This is a genomic window from Tessaracoccus oleiagri (assembly GCF_900103275.1).
Classification (GTDB): Bacteria; Actinomycetota; Actinomycetes; order Propionibacteriales; family Propionibacteriaceae; genus Arachnia; species Arachnia oleiagri.
In genome coordinates, this window is sequence record NZ_FNGP01000003.1 from 112,733 (window position 1) to 136,713 (window position 23,981).

The 23,981-nt window shown below is 70.7% G+C and carries 22 protein-coding genes; 16 read left to right on the plus strand and 6 right to left on the minus strand.

The window, feature by feature from the left end:
* Positions 1 to 1,440 carry a patatin-like phospholipase family protein gene (locus tag BLR46_RS08445; RefSeq protein WP_176761717.1) on the minus strand — a complete coding sequence of 480 codons (1,440 nt, stop codon included), beginning with the start codon at positions 1,438 to 1,440 and terminating at the stop codon, positions 1 to 3.
* A 61-nt stretch (positions 1,441 to 1,501) separates the two neighbouring features.
* Here BLR46_RS08445 and BLR46_RS08450 point away from each other — a divergent pair, with 61 nt between their 5' ends.
* A complete protein-coding gene (locus BLR46_RS08450; RefSeq protein WP_093251024.1) occupies positions 1,502 to 2,452 on the plus strand; it encodes a cation diffusion facilitator family transporter in 951 nt (316 codons plus the stop codon).
* 6 nt (positions 2,453 to 2,458) lie between these two features.
* On the opposite strand, the gene dhaL is transcribed toward BLR46_RS08450, so the two are convergent.
* Both dhaL and BLR46_RS08460 read right to left on the minus strand, forming a co-directional pair.
* Positions 2,459 to 3,085: a dihydroxyacetone kinase subunit DhaL gene (gene dhaL / locus BLR46_RS08455; protein WP_093251026.1), complete on the minus strand. Its 627-nt coding sequence runs from the start codon at positions 3,083 to 3,085 to the stop codon at positions 2,459 to 2,461.
* A gap of 29 nt (positions 3,086 to 3,114) precedes the next feature.
* Positions 3,115 to 3,363, minus strand: a complete 249-nt coding sequence (locus BLR46_RS08460) for a PLD nuclease N-terminal domain-containing protein (RefSeq protein WP_093251028.1) — start codon at positions 3,361 to 3,363, stop codon at positions 3,115 to 3,117.
* 60 nt (positions 3,364 to 3,423) lie between these two features.
* On the opposite strand from BLR46_RS08460, the gene BLR46_RS08465 reads away from it, so the two are divergent.
* From BLR46_RS08465 to menD, 4 genes are read left to right on the plus strand one after another with little or no spacing between them, the layout of a single operon-like run.
* Positions 3,424 to 4,377 carry an AMP-binding protein gene (locus tag BLR46_RS08465; RefSeq protein ID WP_093251031.1) on the plus strand — a complete coding sequence of 318 codons (954 nt, stop codon included), beginning with the start codon at positions 3,424 to 3,426 and terminating at the stop codon, positions 4,375 to 4,377.
* Positions 4,374 to 5,249, plus strand: a complete 876-nt coding sequence (locus BLR46_RS08470) for a 1,4-dihydroxy-2-naphthoate polyprenyltransferase (RefSeq protein ID WP_093251034.1) — start codon at positions 4,374 to 4,376, stop codon at positions 5,247 to 5,249. Before BLR46_RS08465 ends, BLR46_RS08470 begins: the two co-directional genes overlap by 4 nt.
* A complete protein-coding gene (locus BLR46_RS08475) occupies positions 5,246 to 6,172 on the plus strand; it encodes an o-succinylbenzoate synthase (RefSeq protein ID WP_093251037.1) in 927 nt (308 codons plus the stop codon). The genes BLR46_RS08470 and BLR46_RS08475 overlap by 4 nt, the downstream gene beginning before the upstream one ends.
* Positions 6,169 to 7,722 carry a 2-succinyl-5-enolpyruvyl-6-hydroxy-3-cyclohexene-1-carboxylic-acid synthase gene (menD, locus tag BLR46_RS08480; protein WP_093251040.1) on the plus strand — a complete coding sequence of 518 codons (1,554 nt, stop codon included), beginning with the start codon at positions 6,169 to 6,171 and terminating at the stop codon, positions 7,720 to 7,722. The genes BLR46_RS08475 and menD overlap by 4 nt, the downstream gene beginning before the upstream one ends.
* On the opposite strand, the gene BLR46_RS08485 is transcribed toward menD, so the two are convergent.
* Positions 7,709 to 9,364 carry a TM0106 family RecB-like putative nuclease gene (locus BLR46_RS08485; protein ID WP_245701609.1) on the minus strand — a complete coding sequence of 552 codons (1,656 nt, stop codon included), beginning with the start codon at positions 9,362 to 9,364 and terminating at the stop codon, positions 7,709 to 7,711. The two genes, menD and BLR46_RS08485, sit on opposite strands and share 14 nt — an antisense overlap.
* Positions 9,361 to 10,077, minus strand: coding sequence for a demethylmenaquinone methyltransferase (locus BLR46_RS08490; RefSeq protein ID WP_093251041.1), 717 nt, complete (start codon positions 10,075 to 10,077; stop codon positions 9,361 to 9,363). Before BLR46_RS08490 ends, BLR46_RS08485 begins: the two co-directional genes overlap by 4 nt.
* Before the next feature lie 56 nt (positions 10,078 to 10,133).
* Between BLR46_RS08490 and BLR46_RS08495 the strand changes: the two genes are divergently transcribed.
* Both BLR46_RS08495 and BLR46_RS08500 read left to right on the plus strand, forming a co-directional pair.
* Positions 10,134 to 10,784, plus strand: coding sequence for an ABC transporter ATP-binding protein (locus BLR46_RS08495; RefSeq protein ID WP_176761719.1), 651 nt, complete (start codon positions 10,134 to 10,136; stop codon positions 10,782 to 10,784).
* On the plus strand, positions 10,781 to 12,415 hold the full coding sequence (locus BLR46_RS08500) for a DUF6297 family protein (RefSeq protein WP_245701611.1): 1,635 nt from the start codon (positions 10,781 to 10,783) through the stop codon (positions 12,413 to 12,415). The genes BLR46_RS08495 and BLR46_RS08500 overlap by 4 nt, the downstream gene beginning before the upstream one ends.
* Before the next feature lie 86 nt (positions 12,416 to 12,501).
* On the opposite strand, the gene BLR46_RS08505 is transcribed toward BLR46_RS08500, so the two are convergent.
* Positions 12,502 to 13,752 (minus strand): isochorismate synthase, encoded by a 1,251-nt coding sequence (locus BLR46_RS08505; RefSeq protein WP_093251846.1) that lies wholly within the window; start codon positions 13,750 to 13,752, stop codon positions 12,502 to 12,504.
* Positions 13,753 to 13,923: 171 nt separating this feature from the next.
* Between BLR46_RS08505 and BLR46_RS08510 the strand changes: the two genes are divergently transcribed.
* The 9 genes from BLR46_RS08510 to nuoH are packed head-to-tail and all read left to right on the plus strand — an operon-like array spanning position 13,924 to position 23,977.
* A complete protein-coding gene (locus BLR46_RS08510) occupies positions 13,924 to 15,192 on the plus strand; it encodes a geranylgeranyl reductase family protein (RefSeq protein ID WP_093251043.1) in 1,269 nt (422 codons plus the stop codon).
* Between the two features lie 27 nt (positions 15,193 to 15,219).
* Positions 15,220 to 15,579, plus strand: a complete 360-nt coding sequence (locus BLR46_RS08515) for an NADH-quinone oxidoreductase subunit A (RefSeq protein WP_093251046.1) — start codon at positions 15,220 to 15,222, stop codon at positions 15,577 to 15,579.
* A gap of 22 nt (positions 15,580 to 15,601) precedes the next feature.
* Positions 15,602 to 16,156 carry an NADH-quinone oxidoreductase subunit B gene (locus BLR46_RS08520; RefSeq protein ID WP_093251048.1) on the plus strand — a complete coding sequence of 185 codons (555 nt, stop codon included), beginning with the start codon at positions 15,602 to 15,604 and terminating at the stop codon, positions 16,154 to 16,156.
* Positions 16,153 to 16,842, plus strand: coding sequence for an NADH-quinone oxidoreductase subunit C (locus tag BLR46_RS08525; RefSeq protein WP_093251049.1), 690 nt, complete (start codon positions 16,153 to 16,155; stop codon positions 16,840 to 16,842). Before BLR46_RS08520 ends, BLR46_RS08525 begins: the two co-directional genes overlap by 4 nt.
* Complete coding sequence (locus BLR46_RS08530; protein WP_093251051.1) at positions 16,839 to 18,176, plus strand: NADH-quinone oxidoreductase subunit D; 1,338 nt, start codon at positions 16,839 to 16,841, stop codon at positions 18,174 to 18,176. The genes BLR46_RS08525 and BLR46_RS08530 overlap by 4 nt, the downstream gene beginning before the upstream one ends.
* Positions 18,173 to 18,916 (plus strand): NADH-quinone oxidoreductase subunit NuoE, encoded by a 744-nt coding sequence (nuoE, locus tag BLR46_RS08535; protein ID WP_093251053.1) that lies wholly within the window; start codon positions 18,173 to 18,175, stop codon positions 18,914 to 18,916. Before BLR46_RS08530 ends, nuoE begins: the two co-directional genes overlap by 4 nt.
* Positions 18,913 to 20,226: an NADH-quinone oxidoreductase subunit NuoF gene (gene nuoF / locus BLR46_RS08540; RefSeq protein WP_093251055.1), complete on the plus strand. Its 1,314-nt coding sequence runs from the start codon at positions 18,913 to 18,915 to the stop codon at positions 20,224 to 20,226. Before nuoE ends, nuoF begins: the two co-directional genes overlap by 4 nt.
* Complete coding sequence (locus BLR46_RS08545; protein ID WP_093251057.1) at positions 20,223 to 22,625, plus strand: NADH-quinone oxidoreductase subunit G; 2,403 nt, start codon at positions 20,223 to 20,225, stop codon at positions 22,623 to 22,625. Before nuoF ends, BLR46_RS08545 begins: the two co-directional genes overlap by 4 nt.
* Positions 22,622 to 23,977, plus strand: a complete 1,356-nt coding sequence (nuoH, locus tag BLR46_RS08550) for an NADH-quinone oxidoreductase subunit NuoH (RefSeq protein WP_093251059.1) — start codon at positions 22,622 to 22,624, stop codon at positions 23,975 to 23,977. Before BLR46_RS08545 ends, nuoH begins: the two co-directional genes overlap by 4 nt.
* Positions 23,978 to 23,981 lie beyond the last annotated feature (4 nt).

Here is a 23,981-nt window from a genome sequence, read left to right on the forward strand (position 1 = left end):
CTAGACCCACCAGGGGGCGAACTCCACAGGCTCGGGGTGCCGCTCGAAGGTGCGCCACCAGTCGGCCGCGTCGGGCGGCAGGGCGTCGGGGTGCGCCTGCGGCAGCAGCGTGCGGAGCTGGAGCTTCGCGTCGGACAGTGCCTGGCGGGCCTCCGAGGAGTCCGGCGACTCGAGGAACCGCCGCTCCAGCCGCAGGCAGTGGATGCGCTGCTCGATGATGCGACGGTGCCGCCGGGCCGGGCCGTCGACGAGACCGAGGGTGACCTCCGCCGCCCGGAGCCAGCCGTAGTCCAGGTGGATCTTCATGAGTCCGGGGTGCACGGTCATCGCGTCGTGCACCTGGATCTCCGGGTAGATCGCGATCGCGCCCGCCGAGATGGCGTACTCCAGCTCGTCGCGTCCGGCCTCGTCGATGAGGATCTCGGTGGAGCGGAGAACGACCGAGAAGATGCTCTCCCCGGCCATGTTGGGGCGCGGCTGGACCCCGTCGTTCTGCGACGAGATGACGTAGTTGCGCGACGCGCCGAGCAGGCCGATGGCCAGTTCGGCGGGCAGGTTCTCCCGCGTACCGCCGTCGACGTAGGTCTCGTCGCCGATGGGGACGGCCCGGAAGACACCGGGGATGGAGCAGGAGGCCAGCAGCCCCAGGACGAGATCGTGGGGGTCCTCGTCGAAGGCCTTGTTGTTGCGGTCGACGAGGGTGCCCGTCTCGGTCATGTAGCGGACCTCGCCGGACTCGAGCGCCACCATCGCGGCGCGCAGCGTCATCCCCGACGTGGCCACCCGACCCGGCTGGAAGATCGCCGGCTCGAGCAGTTCTTGGAGCACCGGCCCGGGCCGGTACATCGACTGGGTCCGCTCGAGGCCGGACCAGATGGCAGTCATCTCGCTGCCGATGCGGGGCAGCCTGCCGACGTTGCCCGCGAGGGCCGACAACTGCTGCAGCGACCACTCGGCGCGCAGTTCCTGGTCGGGGGTGAGCGCGGCCTCAATGGGGTCGGTCGGCGAGGCCGGGGTGGCGGGCGGCTCCGGCTCCTGACGACGCGCGAAGAGCAGGCGCCGCGGACGGGGGTTGACCGGCTCCGGCGGGTGGACGAGCTCCAACCAGTGAGGGCCCTCGTCCTGCAGGCGGCGGTACCACTCCCGTGGCGTGAACATGTCGTCGGACGTGCGCATGCCGAGCCACACCTGCTCCATCCGCTCCAGCCAGGCGTGCTGCTCCCCGCGGTCCGCGTACTGCGCGAGCCCGGCGGCCAGGATGGCACCTGCGGACGCGCCGACGAAGATGGTGGGGGAGAACGCGGGGTCGTGCTCGTAGAGGTAGGCCAGTGCGCCGATCTGGAAGCTGGCGCGGGCGCCGCCTCCCGAGAGCGTGCACGAGACCACGGCGGGCTCCGGTTTGGTGCCGAAGAAGGGGAGCCCGAACCATCCACTGCGCATGGCAACAAGCTTAGGCATCGGCGACGGGGACGATTGTCCGGACCTGCGCGAATGGGGGAAGATGGACAACGCTATGAATCGCGAGAACCTCACCAAATTCGCGTGGCTGTCGATCGCCGCCGCGCTGGTCACCATCGCCCTGAAGACGGGGGCCTGGCTGATCACCGGCTCCGTCGGCCTCCTGTCAGACGCGGCCGAGTCGCTCGTGAACCTGGCCGCCGCCGTCACCGCACTGTTCGCGCTGCGCGTGGCGGCGAAGCCCGCCGACAAGAACCATCACTTCGGCCACACCAAGGCGGAGTACTTCTCCGCCGCGGTCGAGGGCATCATGATCTTCGTCGCCGCCGTGGCGATCGTCTACTTCGCGATCGAGCGCCTCATCACCCCGGCGCCGCTCGAGTCCGTCGGCGTCGGCCTCCTGATCTCCGTCGTCGCCGCCGTGGTCAACGGGCTGGTGGGCTGGGTGCTGATCCGCGCCGGCAAGGCGCACAACTCGATCTCGCTGCGGGCCGACGGGAACCACCTGATGACCGACGTCGTCACCTCTGTCGGCGTGGTGGTGGGCGTGCTGCTGGTGTGGGTGACCGGGTGGTTGTGGCTCGACCCGGTCGTGGCGCTGCTCGTCGGCGTCAACATCCTGTGGACCGGGTGGCGCCTGCTGCGCGAGTCCACCGGCGGCCTGATGGATGTGTCACTGCCGAAGGAGGTCAACGCCCGGCTGCGGGAGATCCTCGAGGAGCAGTCGACCGAGGACGTGCGCTTCCATGCCTTCCGCACCCGCGTGAGCGGTTCCCAGCAGTTCATGGAGATGCACATGCTCGTGCCGGGCAGCTGGACGGTGCAGCGCGGGCACGACGCGATGGAGGACCTCATCGACGACATCGTCGAGGAGTTCCCCGACCTGCACGTGAACGGCCACCTCGAGCCGATCGAGGACCCGCGGAGCTACGACGACATCCACATCGGCCAGCGCGGCCGGATCGACGAGGGGTTCGGGCCCCCTGCGGTGTGAGCGGCGTCAGCCCTCGTCGGAGAGGTGGCGCAGGCAGAGCTCCAGAACCATCGTCATGGACTCGGCACCGGGATCGATGTGCCCGACGGTGCGCTCGCCCAGCAGCGCCGCACGGCCACGCTTCGCCACCATGTCGCGGGTCGCGTCGCGCGCCTCACGGGCCGCGAGGACGGCGCTCTCGAGCGACTCGGCCAGCGGCGCCTCCGGGTCCGCGGCCTCCATGGCCTTCACCGCGGCGTCGAGGGGGTCGACCATCGTCTTGTCGCCGACCTCGGCCCGCCCGCGAGACTGCACCGCGTCGCGCGCGGCGCGGAAGAGTGCGGCCAACCGGGGCGTGTTCAGCTGGGAGGGCCACTGGGCGGCCAGGGTGAGGAAGAAGGTGCCGTACAGCGTGCCGGCCGCGCCGCCGATCGTGCCGAGGAGGGTCATGCCGATCTGCTTGATGGCGGCGGGGGGCGTGTTGCAGGTGGCGTAGTCCATGGTGGCGGCGGCCTCGAGGCCGCGTGCCATGTTGGAGCCGTGGTCGCCGTCGCCGATGGCGGCGTCGAGTTCGTCCAGGCGGTCGGCCGCCGCGTTGAACGCTGTCCTCGCCTCAGAGAGCCAACCTTGAATTGCGCCGAGTCCGAATGCCATGGGTGCATTCTCGCGCGACCCTGCCCCAGCTACCTAATCCCGCGGAGGAAGTCCTCGTCATCGTCGGGCGCGCGGGGCGGGAGCGGTCTCGCGGGCTCGGACCTGGGCCTGCCGAGCGTGAGCCAACCGATGGGTCCGACGACCGGCACCGCGATCACGGCGAACGCCCACAGCCACTTGGGGAAGGTCCTCACGCGGTACTTGCGCGACTGCGCCACCTCCACGACGCAGTACACCGTCAACATGACGACCGCGATGATGAGGATGACCCGGAGCATTCTCCAATCCTACCGCGCCACCGGACGGCTCCCGGGGGCGTGGGACTACGATGCGTAGCCATGACCCAAGTCGACGACGTCCGCCGCATGCTGGGCGGGGGCCCGGCGCTGTGGCTCGCCTCCGGGGAGGCGCAAGCGGTCGACCCGTCGGTCGGGGTCGTGCTCGAGACGTCCGGCTCGACGGGCGTCCCGAAGCGGGTGCCCCTGCAGCGGGAGCAGCTGCGCGCCGCCGCGGCCGCGACGACCGCCCACTTCGGGTGGGGTGCCACCTGGCACCTGGTGCTGCCCGCCCATTACGTCGCCGGATTCATGGTGCTCGTCCGCGGTGTCCTCGGCGACGGTGTCCGCGCGGCCTCGTCGGACCTCACCGACCTCGACCCGGCGCCCGGCCGCAACGTCGTCTCGATCGTGCCCACCCAATTGGTCCGTGCGCTCGACGCACCCGGCCGCCTCGCCGACTTCGACGCCGTCCTCGTCGGCGGCGCACCGCTGGCACCCGACGTGCGCGCGCGGGCCGAGCAGCTGGGGATCCGCGTCGTCGAGACCTACGGCATGAGCGAGACCTGCGGCGGCGTCGTCTACGACGGGGTGCCGCTGCCCGGGGTCGACGTCACCCTCGAGGACGGGCGCATCCGACTGTCCGGGCCGATGGTGAGCGGCGGCACCTTCCTCACCGCCGACCGCGGCGAGTGGCGTGACGGACGCCTGCGCGTGCTCGGCCGCGTGGACGACGTGGTGATCACCGGCGGTCTGAAGGCCGACCTGGCGGTCGTCCGCCGGCACGTGACCGCCCTGGACCCCGACGCGTGGGTGCTCCCCGTCGACGACGACGAGTGGGGCCAGCGGATCGTCCTCTTCGCGCGCGCCGGCACGCTGGGGCAGTGGCGCAAGCGGCTCGCCGGGGGCCTGCCCCGGCACGCGCTGCCTCGTCAGCTGGTTCGCGTTGCGGAACTGCCCCGCACCTCCGGTGGCAAACCCGACCGCGAATCGCTCCTAAGATTGCTCGGGACATGACAACACTCGAAGTCTGGGTCACGGGCGCCCGCCCGCGCACCCTGCCCGCCGCCATCGCCCCCATCCTCGCCGGCGCCGCCACCGCCGCCGCACAGGGGGAGGCGGACCTGCTCCTCACCGTGCTCGCGTTCCTCGTCGCCGCCGCCCTCCAGGTGGGCGTCAACTACGCCAACGACTACTCCGACGGCGTGCGCGGCACCGACGAGTTCCGCACCGGCCCCACCCGCATCACCGCCTCCGGCCTCGCCAGGCCCGCCGCCGTGAAGCGCGCGGCCTTCCTCAGCTTCGGGGCTGCCGCCGTGTTCGGCCTGGTCATCGTGGTGCTGACCGCCCACTGGTGGCTGCTGGCAGTCGGCGTGGCGGCCATCCTCGCCGCCTGGTTCTACACCGGCGGCGAGAAGCCCTACGGGTACATGGGGCTCGGCGAGGTCTTCGTGTTCATCTTCTTCGGGTTGGTCGCGACGATGGGCACCGCCTACATCGTCGCCGACCGGTTCGCCTGGTACTCGGTGGCGGCGGGCTCCGCCGTCGGCGCCATGGCGTGCGCGGTCCTCGTCGGCAACAACCTCCGGGACATCCCCACCGACCGGGAGACCGGCAAGCGGACGCTGGCCGTGCGGCTCGGTGACCGGGGCACCCGGGTGCTCTACGTCGCGCTCGCGGTGCTCGCCGTGGTGAGCGTGGTCGCGTTCGCGGCGGGCACCACCTGGTGGGCGCTGGTGGCGCTCCTCGGCCTCCTGCCGCTCGGCGGCCCGCTCAGGCTCGTGCTGTCGGGCGCCGTCGGCCGCGACCTCATCCCGGTGATCCAGGGCACCGGCCTGGCCGGCGTCGGGATCGGGCTGGGGCTCCTCGTCGGGGTGTACCTCGCATGATCGTCTACGACATCCCCATGGCGGTGCCGTTCCGCGGCCTCGCCCGTCGCCAGGGCATGCTTCTCCGCGGCCCTGCCGGCTGGGCCGAGTGGAGCCCGTTCCCGGAGTACGGCGACGAGGAGGCCGCGGCCTGGCTCCGCGCCGCCCGCGACACCGCCCAGCACGGGTTCCCCGCACCGTTCCGCGACCAGGTGCCCGTCAACGGCATCGTCCCCGCGCTGCCGCCCGAGCTGGCCGCCCGGCGCGCCGTCGAGACGGGCTGCGCCACCATCAAGATCAAGGTCGCGGGCGAGGGGCCGCTCGACGACGACGTCGCCCGAGTCCGCGCCGTCCGGGAGGCGCTCCCCGAGGCGAAGTTGCGCGTCGACGCCAACGCCGGCTGGACGCTGGAGGAGGCCCGCGAGGCGATCCGCCGGCTGAAGCCGTTCGGCCTGGAGTACGTCGAGCAGCCCGTCGCCGCGGTGGAGGACCTGGCCAGACTGCGCGGGATGGGGGTGCCGATCGTCGCCGACGAGTCCATCCGACGCGCCGAGGACCCGTTCCGCGTCAAGGAACTGGACGCCGCCGACGCGATCGTGCTCAAGGTGCAGCCCCTCGGGGGCGTGCGCCGCTGCCTGCAACTCGCCAAGCAGCTGGGGCTCCCGGTGATCGTCTCCTCGGCCGTGGAGACGTCCATCGGCCTCGCCGCGGGCGTCGCCCTCGCGGCGGCGCTGCCGTCGCTGCCCTATGCCTGCGGCCTCGAGACCATCCGCCTCCTGCAGGGCGACGTGGTGGCCGAGCCGCTCCTCCCCGTCGACGGGTTCCTCACCCCGCCGGTGGTCGGGCCCACCCCCGACCCCGAGCTGGCGGAGCGGTACGCGGCCGACGCGGAGACCACGCGCTGGTGGCGGGCGCGCCTCGAACGGGTGGAGGCCCTGCTGTGAGCGCCCACAGCACCGGCTCCGGCAGCGTCGCGCTCGGCGCCGTCATCGTCGAGACGCTCCGCGCCATGGGCGCGGGGCACTTCGTACTGTCGCCCGGATCGCGCAACGCCCCGCTGTCGCTCGCCCTGCACGCGGCCGGCAGCGACATCGACCTGCACGTCGCCATCGACGAGCGCGCCGCCGCCTTCCGCGCGCTCGGCCTCGCGAAGGCGTCGGGCCGGCTCGCGGTCGTGGTCGTGACCAGCGGCAGCGCCGTCGCCAACCTCGCGCCCGCGGCGCTGGAGGCCCGCCACGCCGGGGTTCCGCTGCTGCTCGTGACCACCGACCGGCCGAGCGAACTCGTCGGCACCGGCGCGAGCCAGACCGCGGACCAGGTCGGCATCTTCGGCCCCTCGGTGCTCGGCGTCGCCCGCCTCGCGTCCACCTCCGGCGGCCCGGAGGCGTGGAGCGCGACGGTGCAGCGCGCCGCCCACCTCGCCCTCGGCACCCGCACGCGCGAACCGGGACCGGTCCAACTGAACGTCGAGCTCACGCCCCCGCTGGTGGGGGCCGCGGACGTGGCCCCGCCGCGGATCGCGCGCGTCTCCGCCAGCCGGGGCGACGACCTGGTCGAGCTCGACGGGCGCCGCAACACGGTGGTCCTCGTCGGCGACGCCGCCCCCGCGGTGGGCGCCGAGGCACGGGCGCTCGCCGAGCTGGCGCGCGTCCCGCTGCTCGCCGAACCCAGCAGCAACGCCCGCGCGGGGGAGTGCGCGATCGCGAACTACCGGATCCTGCTCGCCGACGGACTCGCCGGGGAGATCGAGCGGGTCGTCGTGTTCGGCCACCCCACGCTCTCGCGGCCCCAGACCACGCTGCTGTCGCGCTCCGACGTCGAACTGGTCGTCGTCACGGACCGAGCGAGCTGGGGCGACACCGGCCACCGGGCGCACGTCGTGGCCGACCGGGTCACCCTCGAGCCGCAGGACGAGGGCTGGTTGGCACGGTGGCGGGACGCCGACGCGGCGCTGCGCAAGGAGCCGAGGTGGGGCGGGCGGGCCGTCGCGGACGCCGTCCTGCGCCACATGGGAAGCGCCGACGTCCTCGTGCTGGGGGCGAGCAACATCATCCGGGCGGCCGACCTGTCGCCGATCCATTCGTCGCCCCCCACCTGCTACGCGAGCCGCGGGCAGGCCGGGATCGACGGCACCATCGCCACCGCGAGCGGCATCGCGCTGGCCACGGGCCGGCCGACGACGGTGCTGCTCGGCGACATCACGGCGCAGCACGACCTGGGCTCCCTCGTGCGGCCGCCCCAGGAGCCGCGCGCACCCCTGCGGGTGGTCGTTGCCGACGACAACGGCGGGTCGCTCTTCCACAAGTTGGAGCAGGGGGCGCCCGAGTTCGCGCACGCCTTCGAGCGCGTCTTCGGCACCCCGCAGCACGCCGACCTCGCGGGGGTGGCGCAGGCGCTGGGGTGGCGGACGGCCGTCGTGGATTCGGTGTCGGCGCTCGAGGAGGCGCTCGCCGGCGACGCGGACTTCGTCGTCGCCAGAATCAGCCGGCCGTAGCGTCCAGCCGGGTCAGCCACTCGCGCACCGCCAGAGTGGCGCGCACGTCGTCCTCGTTGTACTCCAGCACGCGGCGACGGGCGCACTCGCGGGTCGTCACGTCCGCGGCCCCGACGGCGTCCTTGAACCACACCTGCGACTGGAGGCCGCCCGGGTCCTCGTCGCGCCAGCGGAAGTCCGCCCCCCGGGTGGCGACAACCTTGAGGCCGAGCCCGTCGACGCCCACGAAGTGGTCCCGCACGTACCCGTAGAGGTCGACGAAGCGCTCGCCCGCCAACTGGACGGCGCGCCGCAGGACGGGGTGGTCGCTGCGCTCGGCCATGCGGCGCAGGTGCACGACCTCGTAGTCGGAGTAGTGGTAGACCCGCAGGTCGGGGTGGCGGTCGGCGAGGTCCAGCAGCCACGTCGAGAACTCCAGGGCGAGCTCCACCTCGTCGGCACCGGTCATCCGGCCGAACCGGGCGAACGGGCGGTACGTCGGCTCCGGGTCCACGCCTGAGACGAGCGCCCCCCACAGATAGGTGGTGCCGTCGTCGGAGGTCTCGATGTCGAGATCCACCTCCACCGAAGCGCGCGGCAACCCGACGGGATCGTCGGTGACCCGCTCCAGTTCCACCCCGCGGGCGAGCATCCGGGCCCGCAGCGCCGCTTGGCGCAGCCGCGCCTCGGAGCGGTCGCGGTGACCGGTCAGCGGCAGGTACTCCGGCAGCAGCGCGTCGACGTCGGCCTCCGCCAACTGGGCCACAGTCTTGATGCCCAGGCTCAGCAGGGTCTGCAGCTCACGCACGTCGAGCGGCGCCTTCGCGATGCGCAGGGAGAGGTCGTCGTCGTCCATCTTCGGCCGGCACACCTGCCACCACGCGCACCACTCGCACTCCTTGACGCGGATGGGCCGCACGACCGGCGGCGGGTCGTCGACCCCGGTGCGCTCCGCGGCGCTGGTCGCGACGTGGACGCGGAAGCCGTGCTCGTGGTCGTAGCGCTCGAGCGGGCTGCGCATCTTGTGGCCCGCGGTGCGGGAGTAGGTCCGGATGAACTTGTGCTGCAGGTTCACCCACGTGATCGACGGCTGGGAGCCGTCGTGGTTGTCGCCGACGACCGCGGCCCACGGCTCGTCGCCCGCCCAGCCGGCGGACTGCAGCATGCGCCAGGCGTGGGCGAGTTCCAGCAGCACACCCTCCCGGAACACGCGGTAGCGGCGGTCGTGAAGGATGTGGAGGGTGTGCGGGGCGGAGAGCGGGGACGTGCGCAGTTCCCCGGCCCCCAGCTGCTTCTCGACGACGCGGTACGGCTTTGCCTTGAGCGGGTAGTAGCGCGGCTCCGGGGCGCCGGCGTCGGACACCAGGGCGTCGGTGCTGCCCTTGCGGTGGCCCTCGACGTCGTCGGGCAGCGTCGGGCGGATGATCACGCTCGCCCCTGCGGCGACCGCGGCGCGCGTGGCCTCCAGACTCGTCGACGTCCGCAGGTCCACGGCCCCCGGGACGGCCGCGAGGGCGCCGAGCACGAGGTCGCGGTGGTCGCTGCCGCCCTGGAACGCCTCGCGGAGGGACTCGTCCATCGGCGGAGCCGGTTCCGTCGGGTCGAACGCGTTGAACGTCTTGACCGGGCAGGAGCGAGCCGCATAGGGATCGAGCAGGATCACGGGCGCCAGCCTCGATGGAGGGCCACGATGCCGCCGGACAGGTTCTGCCACTCGACGCCGGTCCAGCCCGCCTCCACCATCAGGTCCGCCAGCCCCTGCTGGTCGGGCCACGCCAGGATGGACTCGGCGAGGTAGCTGTAGGCCGCCGGGTTGGGGGAGATCTTCGCCAGCGGCGGCAGCGCGCGCAGCAGGTAGTTGTTGTAGACGTGGCGGAACACGGGGTTGCTGGGCGTGGAGAACTCGTTGACGACGACGCGCCCGCCCGGCTTCGTCACGCGGAGCATCTCCTTGAGCGCCCCGAGCGTGTTCTCGACGTTGCGCAGGCCGTAGCTGATGGTGACCGCGTCGAAGGTGCCGTCCCCGAAGGGGAGCCGCAGGGCGTCGGCGTTGACGAAGTCGAGCTCCGGGTACTGCAACCGGCCCTGCTTGAGCATGCCGAACGACAGGTCCGCTGCCACGACGACCGGGCCCAGCTCCGCGAGGGCCACCGACGACGTGCCGGTGCCCGCGGCGAGGTCGAGGACCAGCTCGCCCTGCTTCGGTGCCACGGCCGCGACGGTGCGGCGACGCCACGCGCGGTCCTGCCCGAGCGACAGTATGTCGTTCAGCAGGTCGTAGCGGGAGGCGATGGCGTCGAACATGCCTGACACGTCGTCGCGGTGCTTGTCGAGCGTTGCGCGGTGGCCGGAGGACGACGATTGGGCTGCGGTCATGCGCACAGCCTAGCCCGACGGGCCCTGGTTGGCCCCAGTTGTCCCCTGCTGGGACAATGGCGCACGTGGCTAAGAGAGACGTCGTGCTGAAGGTCGAAGGATTGAAGAAGTCCTACGGGCCCGTGACCATTGTCGAGAACTTCAACCTGTCGGTGCGCGAGGGCGAGGCCGTCGCGCTCGTCGGGCGCAACGGTGCGGGCAAGTCGACCATCCTGCGCTGCCTCGTCGGCGCGGACCGGCCCGACGAGGGGACGGTCCTCATCGGCGGCAACCGGATGACGGAGACCAACCCCGCGGTGCGGCGAGACCTCGCCACCGTCATCGACGACCTCGACTTCTTCCCCGACCTCGCCGTCGTGGAGCACCTCGACCTGCTCGCCCGCGCGCACGGCCTCGAGGACCCGGACGACATCGTCGACGACGTGCTCGAGCAGGTCCAGCTGGTGCAGCAGGCCGGCCAGCTGCCCTCGACGCTCTCCTCCGGCCAGCGGCGACGCCTGGCACTCGCCACCGCCTTCGTGCGCCCGCGTCGCCTGCTCGTGCTCGACGAGCCGGAGCAGCGCCTCGACGTGCAGGGCGTGGAGTGGCTCGGCAGGAAGCTGAGGGAGGACCTCGACGAGGGACTCGCCATCGTGCTGGCCAGCCACGAGCCCTCGCTGATCGCAGCGGTCGGGGCCCGCGAGGTCCACGTCGGGGAGCAGCAGTGACCACACTCGACGACCGCTACGGTCCCGTGGGCGTCGCCGACGAGCGCGCCATCAAGCGCCTCATGGGGGACTGGCGCAACGGCCGCGCCGACCGCAACTTCTGGGCGGCGCTCTCGGACTCCTACGTGATGGTCTTCTCCATCGCGGTGCTCGGCGCGATGATCGGCTCCGCCATCTTCGACGCGCAGCAGCAGGCCGCGGGCTGCACCACCGTCGGCTGCTCGGCCGCGCGCGGGCTTCTGCCCTGGGCCGCGGCCGCCGCGCTGCTGACGCTGACGCTCGTGGCGGGACGCATGTTCGGGCCGGTCCTCGCCAGCGCGGCGGAGGGCTTCTGGCTGATGGACTCGCCGATGGACCGGCGCCGGTTGCTCGCGGGGCGGTTCGTCCTCGCGCTGGTGCTGGCGGGCGTCCTAGTCGGCGCCGTCTCCGCGCTGGTGGCGGCCCTGACCGGTTCGTCGCTCAGCCACGTCCTCATCTGGGCGGTATCGGCCGCGCTCGGCGCGTCGGGGCTCACCGCGCTGGCCGCGCTCGAGCAGACGTTCGACCGCCGCGTCATCATCAACGTCCTCGAGTGGGTGATGGGCGCCGCCGCGGCCGCCACGCTCGCGCTGCTCGTCGCCTCCGCCGCCGAGTGGATCGCGATCGACCCGGACATCGACGCGCAACTCGCCTTCATCGTCGGCGGCGTGGGACTGGTGCTGCTCGTGGTTGCGGGCGTCGCCGCCTTCACGAGGCTCCGCGAGATCCGGCGCCAGCGGCTCACGTCGGGCGGCTCGCTGCTGAGCGGGCTGCAGGGTGCCGCCTTCGCGCTGGAGTTCGCGCTCATCCGCGACATCCTCGTCGAGGAGAAGAGCCGGCAGAAGGGGCACGTCAACCCCACCCGCGGCGTCGGCAGCGGCACCACGGCGCTCATCATGCGCGACGTGCAGCGGCTCCTGCGCAACCCGCTGTCGCTGGTGGTCTTCGCCGGCTCCGTGGTCGTGCCCTACGCGGTCCAGGCGCTGGGGCTGCAGGCCCTCAACGTCGCCATCTCCGGCATCGTCCTGATGGCCGCGCTCATTCCATTCATGAACTCGTTGCGCGTGCTCTCGCGCACCAAGGGGCTCGAGCGGATGTTCCCGTTCAGCCCCACGACAGTGCGCCAGGCGACGATGGTCGTCCCGGCCGTGCTGGCGCTGCTGTGGGTGTTCGGGGCGTTCCCGGCCTTCGCCGGCGTGACGGGTGAGGTGCGCGTCGACTTCGTCACCGCCGCGTCCGCCGCACTGGTCGCCGGCCTGGCCGGGTTCCTGGGCGCCGTGCGCTGGGTCTCCGCGAAGCCGGCCTCCTACAGCGGGCCGCTCGTGGCCACCGGCACCGGCGCCATGCCGCCCGGCCTCATGTTCTCGATGATCCGCGGCTTCGACATGATCGCGCTCACCACCTTCCCGCTGCTCTTCGGGCTGCCCGCGTGGATCTCGCTGGTCATCGGCGCCATCGCGTTCATGTTCCTCAGCTCCGGCATGAGCCAGGAGTCGCTCATGGAGCAGTCGGCCGAGCAGCGCCGCCTGCTGGAGGAGGAGAAGGCCAAGACGAAGTCCGGCGGCACGTCGGGCTCCGGCCAGAAGATCAAGGTCCAGCGCAAGACGCGCTGACCCATCGAGACACTGCGCTCCTCAGGGAGCTTCCGGTGGGACGCTTTGCACCGAGCTTGGTGCAAACCCTCCCAGCGGAGTGGCCGTCAGTCGAGGCCGAGGGCCTGCAGCATGGGGACGAACTTCGCCCGCGTCTCCTCGAGCTCGGCGCCCGGCTGGGAGTCCGCGACGATCCCGGCGCCGGCGAAGAGCCTGATCTGGTCCGGGGCGTCGGGGCCCGAGTAGCCGCCGCGCAGCGCGATGGCCCACTCGCCGTCGCCCTCGGTGTCCACCCAGCCGACGGGGCCGGCGTAGCGCCCGCGGTCCATGTTCTCGATCGCCGCGATGGTGTCGAGGGCCAAGTGCGTCGGCGTCCCGCAGACGGCCGCCGACGGGTGCAGCGCCGCAGCCAGCCGCAGGGCGCTCACGTCGGCATCCGCGACACCCGTGATGTCCGTGGCGAGGTGCAGCACGTTGGGGAGGGGGAGCACCGACGGCGCCTCGGGCACGTTCATCGCGCGGCAGAACGGTTCCAGCGCCTGCGCCACGGACTCGACCGCGAACTCGTGCTCGCGGATGTCCTTGGTGCTGCGGGCCAGCTGCGCCGCCTTGGCGAGCGGGTCGGTGTGGTCCGGGTCGACCGAGATGGTGCCGGCGAGCACGCGGGAGGTGACCAGCCCGTCGGCCACCCGCACCAGCAGCTCGGGGGTGGCGCCCACCATGCCGTCGACGAGGTACGTCCAGGTCATGGGGTAGCGCTCGATGAGTCGACCCAGCACGGCGCGCAGGTCGATGGGGCCGTCGGCCTTCGCGATGAGGTCGCGCGCCAGGACCACCTTGTGGATGTCGCCCTGTCGGATCAGCTCGACGCACCGGGCGACGATGCCCGCCCACTCGTCCTGCGTGACGGTGCCGTGGCCGAGGTCGAGGTGCTCGGGGAACCTCGGCGCGTCGCCGGGCGCCGGCAGCGTCTGGTTGCGGTGCTCGCCGATCTGCGTCAGCCAGTACTGCCCGCCGCGCCGCCCGATGATTGTGCGCGGGATGGTGAGCACCGACCGGAAGGCGGAGCGGTCCGGGTCGAAGGCGAACGAGCCCACGGCCAGCGGGCCGATGCCGCTGGCGCCGGGCAGCTCGGAGTCGTGGTCGATCTGCGTGGCGATCTCCGTCCACCACACGTCGGCGGTGTCGATGTAGTCGGTCTCGAACCTCGCCACCTCCCCGAGCCCGACGAACCCTTCACCCCGCCGCAGGAACGCGCTGCCCGGCTCCTTCGCCGACAGGTAGCGCTCGAGCGGTCCGGGGTCGCTGATGGCGACGGTGGTGGCGCGCACCCGCCCAGAGCCGAAATCCGAAATCACCTTGGTGAGCATAGCCGCTCGGGCTCTACTATGCGCTGTCGTGCCCGCCCATTTTGGCTACCCGAAGATGCCGTAAATACCCGGCAGGACCCGGCTGGCACCATCCAATCGACACCCCTAGACTGACCGGAGTACAGTCCCGGCTTTGTGAAGAGATATGAGGTGCGCAGTATGGCTAATGCCGCTGGTGAGGCGGATGTCATCGTCGTAGGCGCGGGACCCGCGGGATCCACGACGGCTGCATACCTGGCCCAGCACGGCCTCTCGGTCACACTGCTCGAGAAGTCGCATTTTCCGCGCGAGAAGGTGTGTGGCGACGGTCTCACCCCGCGTGCGACGCGCCAGCTCATCCGGCTCGGCATCGACACCTCGGAGGAGGCCGGCTGGCTGCGCAACAAGGGACTGCGCGTGTACGCCGGCCGCAAGGAGCCGTTCCACTTCGAATGGCCGGACCTTCGCGACTTCCCCAACTACGGTCTCGTCCGCCCCCGCTCCGACTTCGACAACCTGCTGGCCCAGCACGCGGTCGGCCTCGGGGCCGAGCTCGTGCAGGGCGCCAACGTCACCGAGCCGGTCCTCGACGAGCGCAGCGGCCGCATCGTCGGCGTCACCACGAAGACGGGGGAGACCTACCGGGCGCCCCTCGTCGTCGCCGCCGACGGCAACTCGGCCCGCCTCGCGATCAGCATGGGCGTGAACAAGCGCGACGACCGCCCGATGGGCGTGGCCGTGCGCACCTACTACAAGACCCCTCGTCACGACGACGACTACCTGGAGAGCTGGCTCGAGCTCTGGGACGGCGAGCCGGACAAGTCAACGCTGATGCCCGGCTACGGGTGGGTGTTCGGCATGGGTGACGGCACCAGCAACGTGGGCCTCGGCGTCCTCAACACCTCGAAGGGCTTCGGCAAGACCGACTACCGGGCGCTGCTCAAGCGCTGGCTGGACCACACCCCGGAGGAGTGGGGCTTCCGCGACGAGAACCGCGTCGGCACCGTCCAGGGCGCGGCCCTGCCGATGGGCTTCAACCGCCAGCCGCACTACGGGCGCGGACTGCTGCTCGTCGGCGATTCGGGCGGCATGGTCAGCCCGTTCAACGGGGAGGGCATCGCCTACGCCATGGAGGCCGCGGAGTACGCCGCCGCCGCGATCGCCGACGCCCACGCGCGGGGCATCGGGACGAAGGAGGCGGAGCGTGCGCTGCAGGGCTACCCGGTCCAGCTCCGGGCCGAGCTCGGCGGCTTCTACCGCCTCGGCAACATCTTCGTGCACCTCATCGGCAACCCCACCATCATGAAGCTCTGCACGCGTTACGGTCTTCCCCGGAAGACCCTCATGCAACTGGTCATGAAGCTGCTGGCCAACCTCACCGACGCCCACGAGGGCGACTGGATGGACCGGTTGATCAACATGCTCGCCAAGGCAGCTCCGTCGGCGTAGCTCAGAAGAAGAAGTGAAGGAGTCCTCGTGAATCCCTACATCCCGGTCCTGGCCATCATGCTGCTGGCCACGGGCTTCGTGGTCGTGTCCATGCTCCTGAGCGCCGTCCTCGGACCCAAGCGGTACAACCGCAGCAAGCACGACGCGTTCGAGTGCGGCATCCAGCCCACCCCGCAGCCCCCGGGCGGCGGACGCTTCCCCGTGAAGTACTACATCACGGCCATGTTGTTCATCGTGTTCGACATCGAGGTCGTGTTCCTCTACCCGTTCGCGGTGGCCCGCGGCCAGATGGAGCTCTTCGTGGTGTTCCAGATGGTGCTCTTCATCGCGCTCGTGTTCGTCGCGTTCTTCTACGTCTTGCGCCGCAAGGGCCTGGACTGGGACTGATCAGGTTAGGAAACGATTCCAAATGGGTATCGAAGACAAGATTCCTCAGGGCATCATGCTCACCAGCGTCGAGGCGATCGCCGGCTGGATGCGCAAGACGTCCTTCTGGCCGGCCACCATGGGCCTGGCCTGCTGCGCGATCGAGATGATGGCGTTCGGCACGCCGCGTTTCGACGCCGGCCGGTGGGGCCAGGAGGTCTTCCGTTCGCCCCGCCAGTCCGACCTGCTGATCGTGTCCGGCCGCGTCACGCAGAAGATGGCGCCGGTCCTGCGCCAGATCTACGACCAGATGCCGAACCCCAAGTGGGTCATCGCCATGGGCGCCTGCGCCAGTTCCGGCGGCATGTTCAACAACTACTCGGTCCTGCAGGGCGTGGACCACATCCTCCCCGTGGACATGTACATCCCCGGCTGCCCGCCGCGTCCCGACCAGCTGATCGACGGCATCTTCAAGCTGCGCGCGCAGGTGCAGTACGGCACCAAGATGGGGGCCAACCGCGTCGCCGAGATCGAGGAACTCGAGCAGGCGGCGCTCGCCGCTCCGGCGAAGATCGAGCAGAAGGGGCTCCTGCGATGACCGAGCAGAACCTCCCGGAGGAGCGCCGCGACGCCGACCGCGCCGAGCGCGTGTTCGCCACCAAGAGCGGCATGTGGTCGCGCGGGTCCGGGGACACGTCGGGCTACAACGGCCTGGTCCGCGAGCTCGCGATGCCCGGCAAGTCCGGTGCGCCCTTCGAGGACGCCGCCGCCGACGCCATCCATGACCGCGCCGTCGACGTGCTCCCGAAGTTCAAGGGCTACCGCATGCTCTTCCACGCGGGGGAACTGACCGTCTACGTGCCGCGCGAGGACCTCCGCGAGGTCGTGCGCACACTCCGAGACGACCCGTACCTGCGGTTCGAGGTCATCATGTCGATCTCGGGCGTGCACTACCCGCAGGAGGTCGGCGCCGAACTGCACGCCGTCTACCACCTGCTCTCCTACACCTACAACCGCCGCCTGCGCCTCGAGGTCACCTGCCCCGACGACGACCGCCACATCCCGTCCGTGGTCGAGACCTACCCGATGGCCGACTACGACGAGCGCGAGACCTGGGACATGTTCGGCATCATCTTCGACGGCCACCCGTCGCTGACCCGGATCCTCATGCCCGACGACTGGGCGGGGCACCCGCAGCGGAAGGACTACCCGCTGGGCGGCATCGACGTCGAGTACAAGGGCGCCACCATCCCCGCCCCGGACACCCGAAGGAGCTACTCGTGAGCCAGCAGGACGTTTACTCGCAGCCCGAGGAGAAGCCCGCGGACCACGTGTACTTCCCGCAGGGCGGCGACTGGGAGGACATCGTCAGCGAGCACGCCGGCAGCGGCGACGAGACGATCGTCATCAACATGGGGCCGTCGCACCCGTCGACGCACGGCGTGCTCCGCCTCATGCTCGAGATGGAGGGCGAGACCGTCACGTCCATCCGCCCGGGCATCGGCTTCCTCCACACCGGCATCGAGAAGAACATCGAGTTCAAGACCTGGACCCAGGCCGTCACCTATGTGACGCGCATGGACTACGTCGCCCCGCTGTTCAACGAGGCCGTGTACTGCATGGCCGTGGAGAAGCTGCTCGGCATCACCGACCAGATCCCCGAGCGGGCGCGGATCATCCGCGTGCTCGTGATGGAGCTCAACCGCATCGCCTCGCACCTGGTGGCCATGGGCACCGGTGCGCTGGAGATCGGCTCCACCACCGTCATGTCGATCGCCTTCCGCGAGCGCGAGATGATCCTCGACTTCTTGGAGGCGCTCACCGGCCTGCGCATGAACCACGCGTTCATCCGCCCCGGCGGCGTGGCCAACGACCTGCCCGAGGGCGGCCTGGACCACCTCCGCGACGTCATCAAGTGGCTGCACAAGCACCTGCCGGAGTACGCCGGCTTCTGCAACGAGAACCCGATCTTCCTCGCCCGCATGAAGGACATCGCCGTCGTCGACCTGAGCGGCGCGATGATGCTCGGCATGACCGGCCCCCGCCTGCGCGGCACCGGCTACGACTGGGACCTCCGCAAGACGCAGCCCTACTGCGACTACGAGACCTACGACTTCGACGTCGTCTCCTGGGAGGGCGATGACGCGTACGCCGCCTTCCGCATCCGCCAGGCGGAGTGCTGGGAGTCGCTGAAGATCGTCGAGCAGTGTCTCGAGCGCCTCGAGAAGACCCAGGGCCAGCCGGTGATGGTGGCCGACAAGAAGATCGCGTGGCCCGCGCAGTTGTCCCTCGGCCCCGACGGCCAGGGCAACAGCAACGAGCACATCAAGCACATCATGACCGGCTCGATGGAGGCGCTGATCCACCACTTCAAGCTGGTCACGGAGGGCTTCGACGTCCCCGTCGGCCAGGCCTACATGGCCATCGAGTCGCCGAAGGGCGAGCTCGGCTGCCACGTCGTCTCCGACGGTGGCCCGAAACCCTACCGCGTCCACGTGCGGGACCCAGGTTTCCACCACATCCAGTCGATCCCGTACATGTGTGAGGGCGGCATGATGTCCGACGTCGTCGTCGCGCTCGCAAGCATTGACCCTGTCCTTGGAGGTGTGGACCGATGAGCGGCCACTTCGAAACGTATTTCCCCGACTCGGGGTCGGTCGACTACGCGGACCAGTCGACGAACATCGACGAGACGACGATGGCGGAGCTGCGCGAGCTGGCGGGCCGCTACCCGCAGCCGCGCTCCGCGCTGCTGCCGATGCTGCACCTCGTGCAGTCGGTGGACGGCCGCGTCAGCCCCCGTGGCATCGAGGTGTGCGCCGAGGTCCTCGGCATCAGCACCGCCGAGGTCTCCGGCGTGGCGACGTTCTACACCATGTACAAGCGCCGCCCCGCGGGCAAGCACCACGTCGGCGTCTGCACCACGTCGCTGTGCGCGGTGATGGGCGGCGACATCCTGCTGGAGCGCGCGAAGCAGAAGCTGGGCATCGACGAGAACCAGACCACCCCCGACGGCCAGATCTCGCTCGAGCGGATCGAGTGCAACGCCGGCTGCGACTACGCGCCGGTGATGACCGTCAACTGGGAGTACTTCGACAACATGACGCCGGCCAAGGCCGACGAGCTGCTCGACCGGCTGCAGGCCGACGAGGAGGTCGTCTCCACCCGCGGCGCCACCATCACGTCGTGGAAGGAAGCCGAGCGCGTGCTCGCGGGCTTCCCCGACGGCCGCGCGGACGAGGGCCCCTCCGCGGGGCACGCGTCGCTGCGCGGTCTGCAGATCGCGAAGGAGCGCGGCTGGAGCGCTCCCGACAAGGACACCCTGCCGGCACCCGCAGAGAAGGAGGCTGACCAGTGACCGACCTGCTGACCCCGGTCCTGTCGGCGCACTGGGGCGAGGACAACTCCTGGAAGCTGTCCCGCTACGAGGCCAACGGCGGCTACGAGGCCGCCCGCAAGGCGCTCGACATGGCGCCGGCCGACATCATCTCGCTGGTGAAGGACGCCAACCTCCGCGGTCGCGGCGGCGCGGGCTTCCCGACCGGCATGAAGTGGAGCTTCGTCCCGCAGGACAACCCGAACCCGAAGTACCTCGTCGTCAACGCCGACGAGTCGGAGCCGGGCACCTGCAAGGACATGCCGCTCATGATGGCGACGCCCCACACGCTCGTCGAGGGCATCATCATCGCCGCCTACGCGATCAACTCGCACACGGCCTTCATCTACTGTCGCGGCGAGGTGCTGCACATCATCCGTCGCCTGCAGCAGGCGGTCCGGGAGGCGTACGCCGCCGGCTACCTCGGCAAGGACATCTTCGGCAAGGGCTACGACCTGGACATCATCGTCCACGCCGGCGCCGGCGCCTACATCTGCGGTGAGGAGACCGCGCTCCTCGACTCCCTCGAGGGACGCCGTGGCCAGCCGCGTCTCCGCCCGCCGTTCCCGGCGGTCGCCGGCCTCTACGCGTCGCCCACCGTGGTGAACAACGTCGAGTCCATCGCGTCGGTGCCGTCGATCATCGCCAACGGCAAGGACTGGTTCGCCTCGATGGGCACGGAGAAGTCGAAGGGCTTCACCCTCTACTCCGTCTCCGGCCACGTGAAGAACCCCGGCCAGTTCGAGGCGCCCATGGGCATCACCATGCGGCAGCTCATCGAGCTCGCGGGAGGCATCCGCGAGGGGCACGAACTCAAGTTCTTCACCCCGGGCGGTTCCTCGACGCCGATCCTCACCGCCGAGCACCTCGACATCCCGCTCGACTACGAGGGCGTCGCGGGCGCCGGCTCCATGCTGGGCACCAAGGCGCTGCAGGTGTTCGACGACACCGTCTCCGCCGTCCGCACGGCGCTGCGCTACGTCGAGTTCTACAAGCACGAGAGCTGCGGCAAGTGCACCCCGTGCCGTGAGGGCACGTGGTGGCTCGTTCTGCTGCTGATGAACTTCGAGAAGGGCATCGCCACCCAGGGCGACGTCGACAAGCTGCTCGACATCGCCGACAACATCGGAGGCCGTTCCTTCTGCGCGCTCGCCGACGGTGCGGTCGCGGTCGTGACCAGCTTCATCCGCCACTTCCGGTCCGAGTTCGAGGCCGGTACGCACACGCCCGCGTGGGAGTTGTTCCCCTATGAGAAGAGCGCAGTCTTCGCCGAGGAAGGAGCCGTCCGATGAGCGTCGACGCCAAGACCGCCAGCGAGGTTGAGAAGAAGCCGGACCTGGTCACCCTCACCATCGACGGCACCCAGGTCAGCGTCCCGAAGGGCACCTTGATCATCCGGGCCGCCGAGATGGTCGGCACCCACGTGCCGCGCTTCTGCGACCACCCGCTGCTGGACCCGGTCGGCGCCTGCCGCCAGTGCCTCGTCGACATCCCCGACGCCGGCAACGGCCGCGGGTTCCCGAAGCCCCAGGCGTCGTGCACGATGCCGGTCGCCGAGGGGATGGTCGTCAAGACCCAGGTGACCTCGCCCGTCGCGGACAAGGCCCAGAAGGGCCAGATGGAGTTCCTCCTCATCAACCACCCGCTCGACTGCCCGATCTGCGACAAGGGCGGCGAGTGCCCCCTGCAGAACCAGGCGCTCAGCCACGGCTACGAGGAGACCCGCTACAACCTGCCCAAGCGGACCTACCCGAAGCCGATCAACGTCTCGGCGCAGATCCTGCTGGACCGCGAGCGCTGCATCCTCTGCGCCCGCTGCACCCGGTTCTCCGACCAGATCTCCGGTGACCCGTTCATCGCGCTCGTCGAGCGCGGGGCGCTGCAGCAGGTCGGCTTCTACGAGGACCAGCCGTACGACTCCTACTTCTCCGGCAACGTCGTCCAGATCTGCCCGGTGGGCGCCCTCACGTCGGCCGCGTACCGCTTCCAGGCCCGCCCGTTCGACCTCGTGTCGACGACGACCACCTGCGAGCACTGCGCCGCCGGCTGCGAGCTCCGCACCGACCACCGCCACCACCAGGTCAAGCGCCGGCTGGCCGGCAACAACCCGCTGGTCAACGAGGAGTGGAACTGCGACAAGGGCCGCTTCGGCTTCATGTACGCACGCAACGACCGGCTCAAGCACCCGCTCGTGCGCGAGAACGGCGTGCTGCGCCCGGCGTCGTGGCCCGAGGCGATCGACGCCGCGGTGGAGGGCCTGAAGCGCGCGGGCTCCGCCGTCGGCGTCCAGACCGGCGGCCGCCTGACCGTCGAGAACGCCTACGGCTACTCCCGCTTCGCCCGCGCCGTGCTCGGCACGAACAGCATCGACTTCCGCTCCCGCCCGCAGTCGGCGGAGGAGGCCGAGTTCCTGGCCGCCCGGGTCGCCGGACGGTCGCTGCCGCAGAACGTGACCTACACCGACCTCGAGCGGGCCAAGCACGTCGTGCTGGTCGCGTTCGAGCCCGAGGACGAGTCGCCGATCGTGTTCCTGCGCCTGCGCAAGGCCAACCGCGACAAGGGCCTCAAGGTCACGACGATCGCCCCGTTCGCCTCCCGCGGCTCGCAGAAGCTCGACGCGACCCTGATCCCGGCCGCCCCGGGCGACGAGATCGCCGCACTCGACCGCGTCGAGGGCCTCGACGGCAGCACCATCATCCTCGTCGGTGAGCGTGCCGGCACCCTGCCCGGCGTGCTCTCCGCCGTCGCCGCCAAGGCCGACGCCACCGGCGCCCGTCTCGCGTGGATCCCCCGCCGGGCCGGCGACGTCGGCGCCCTCGACGCAGGCTGCCTCCCCGGCGTCCTGCCCGGCGGACGCCTGGTCTCCGACGCCACCGGCCGCGTGGACGTGGCCGCCGCGTGGGGTGTCGAGCAGCTCCCGAGCGAGCCCGGCCTCAGCGCCGACGAGCAGTTCGCCGCACTGGCCTCCGGTGCACTCAAGGCGGTCGTCCTCGCGGGCGTGGAGCTCGCCGACCTCGCCGATCCCGACGCTGCGCGCGCCGGGCTCGAGGCGGCGGACTTCGTCGTCAGCATCGAGCAGCGTCCCTCCGAGGTCACCGAACGGGCGAACGTCGTGTTCCCCGCAGCGCTGATCGAGGAGCAGGCCGGCCACTTCCGCAACTGGGAGGGCCGCGACCTCGACGTCGCGCTCGTCACTGCGGCTCCCGGCAGCCCGATGACCGACCTCCGGATCCTCGCCGCGCTGTCCGACGCGCTCGGCTCCGACCTCGGCTTCCGCACCCCGGCGGCCGCGTGGGCCAGCTTCAGCGAGCTCCTCGACTGGGAGGGGGACCGCCAGGCCGCCCCGCAGGTCAGCGCGGGGGAGCGGCCCGAGGGCCTCGTCCTCGCCGGTTGGCGCGAGCTGCTCGACGCGTCGCGCGGCAACGACCACGAGGTGGCGCTCCGCGACACCGCACGCGACGCCGTCGCCCGCGTCTCGCCGGCCACCGCCGAGCAGCTGGGCCTGTCGGACGTCGTGCGCGTCAGCGCCGATGGTCGCGAGCAGGTCCTGCCGCTACTCGTCACCCCGGAGATGGTCGACAACGTCGTCTGGGTGCCGATGAACTCCGGTCTGGGGGACCGACTGTCGGTCCTGCCGGGCAGTGCGGTGACGGTGTCCGCCGTCACCTTCGAAGAGGGAGCAATGGCATGAACCCCATTTTCTTCGCCGACCCGTGGTGGCTCGTCCTGATCAAGGTGCTGGGCCTGTTCGTCCTGCTTCTGGTGTGGACGATCTTCAACGTCTGGTACGAGCGTCGTCTCCTCGGCAAGATGCAGAACCGCATCGGCCCCGTCATGAACGGCCCCCTCGGCCTCGGGCAGGCGCTCGGTGACGGTGCGAAGCTCATCTTCAAGGAGGACTACCGGCCGGCGAACACCGACGGGCTGATCTTCAACCTGGCCCCGATCCTCTCCGGCTTCGCGGCCTTCACCGCCTGGTCGGTCATCCCGTTCGCGGGCGAGGTCACGATGTTCGGCGTCGAGACGCGGCTGCAGCTGACGGACCTGCCCATGGCGGCCCTCTTCGTGCTGGCCATCGCCTCGATCGGCATCTACGGCATCGTCCTCGCCGGCTGGGCGGGATCCAACTCCTACTCGTTCCTCGGCGGCATCCGCTCCACGGCGCAGATGATCTCCTACGAGCTCGCGATGGGCCTCGCCATCGTCGGTGTGCTCATGCGCGCCGGCAGCATGTCGACCCACCAGATCGTCGAGGCCCAGAACCAGCCGATCCCGTTCGCCAACCCGTTCACGGGCGAGCTGTTCATGAACGGCGACCACGGGATCACCGGCTGGTACTTCTTCCTGCTGTTCCCCTGCTTCGTGATCTACGTGATCGCGATGGTGGGCGAGACCAACCGTGCGCCGTTCGACCTCCCCGAGGCCGAGTCCGAGCTGGTCTCCGGCTTCATGACCGACTACTCCGGCTTCCGGTACGCGATGTTCTTCCTCGCCGAGTACATCAACATGCTCACGGTCTCCGCCGTGTGCGTGACGCTGTTCCTCGGCGGCTACCTGATGCCGTGGCCGCTCAACCTCATCCCGGGGCTGGACAACCCGTGGCTCGGCTTCCTGGTCTTCCTGATCAAGGTCCAGCTCGTGTTCTCGCTGTTCATGTGGCTCCGCGGCGCCACCTGGCGCTTCCGCTACGACCACTTCATGGACCTCGGCTGGAAGTACCTCATCGAGATCGCGCTGGTCTACCTGATCGCGGTGATGATCTACCCGGAGGGTTCCGCCTTCTTCGGCGTGCTCACCGCGATCGTCGTCTACTTCCTCTACGCCTCGAAGCGCCGTAAGGACCTCGAGGCGCGGGTGGAGTACACGGAGGAGGTCACCACCGACCGGGCCGAGCTCGAGACGTTCGACCCGTACGCTGGCGGTTACCCGGTGCCGCCCCGCAAGGGCCAGGTGCTGCCCGAGCTCGCGGGTGTGGTCACGAGCCGACGCACCGACGACGGCACCGTCGAGGAGACGGACACTACCGAGGGAAGGGACGCCTGATGGG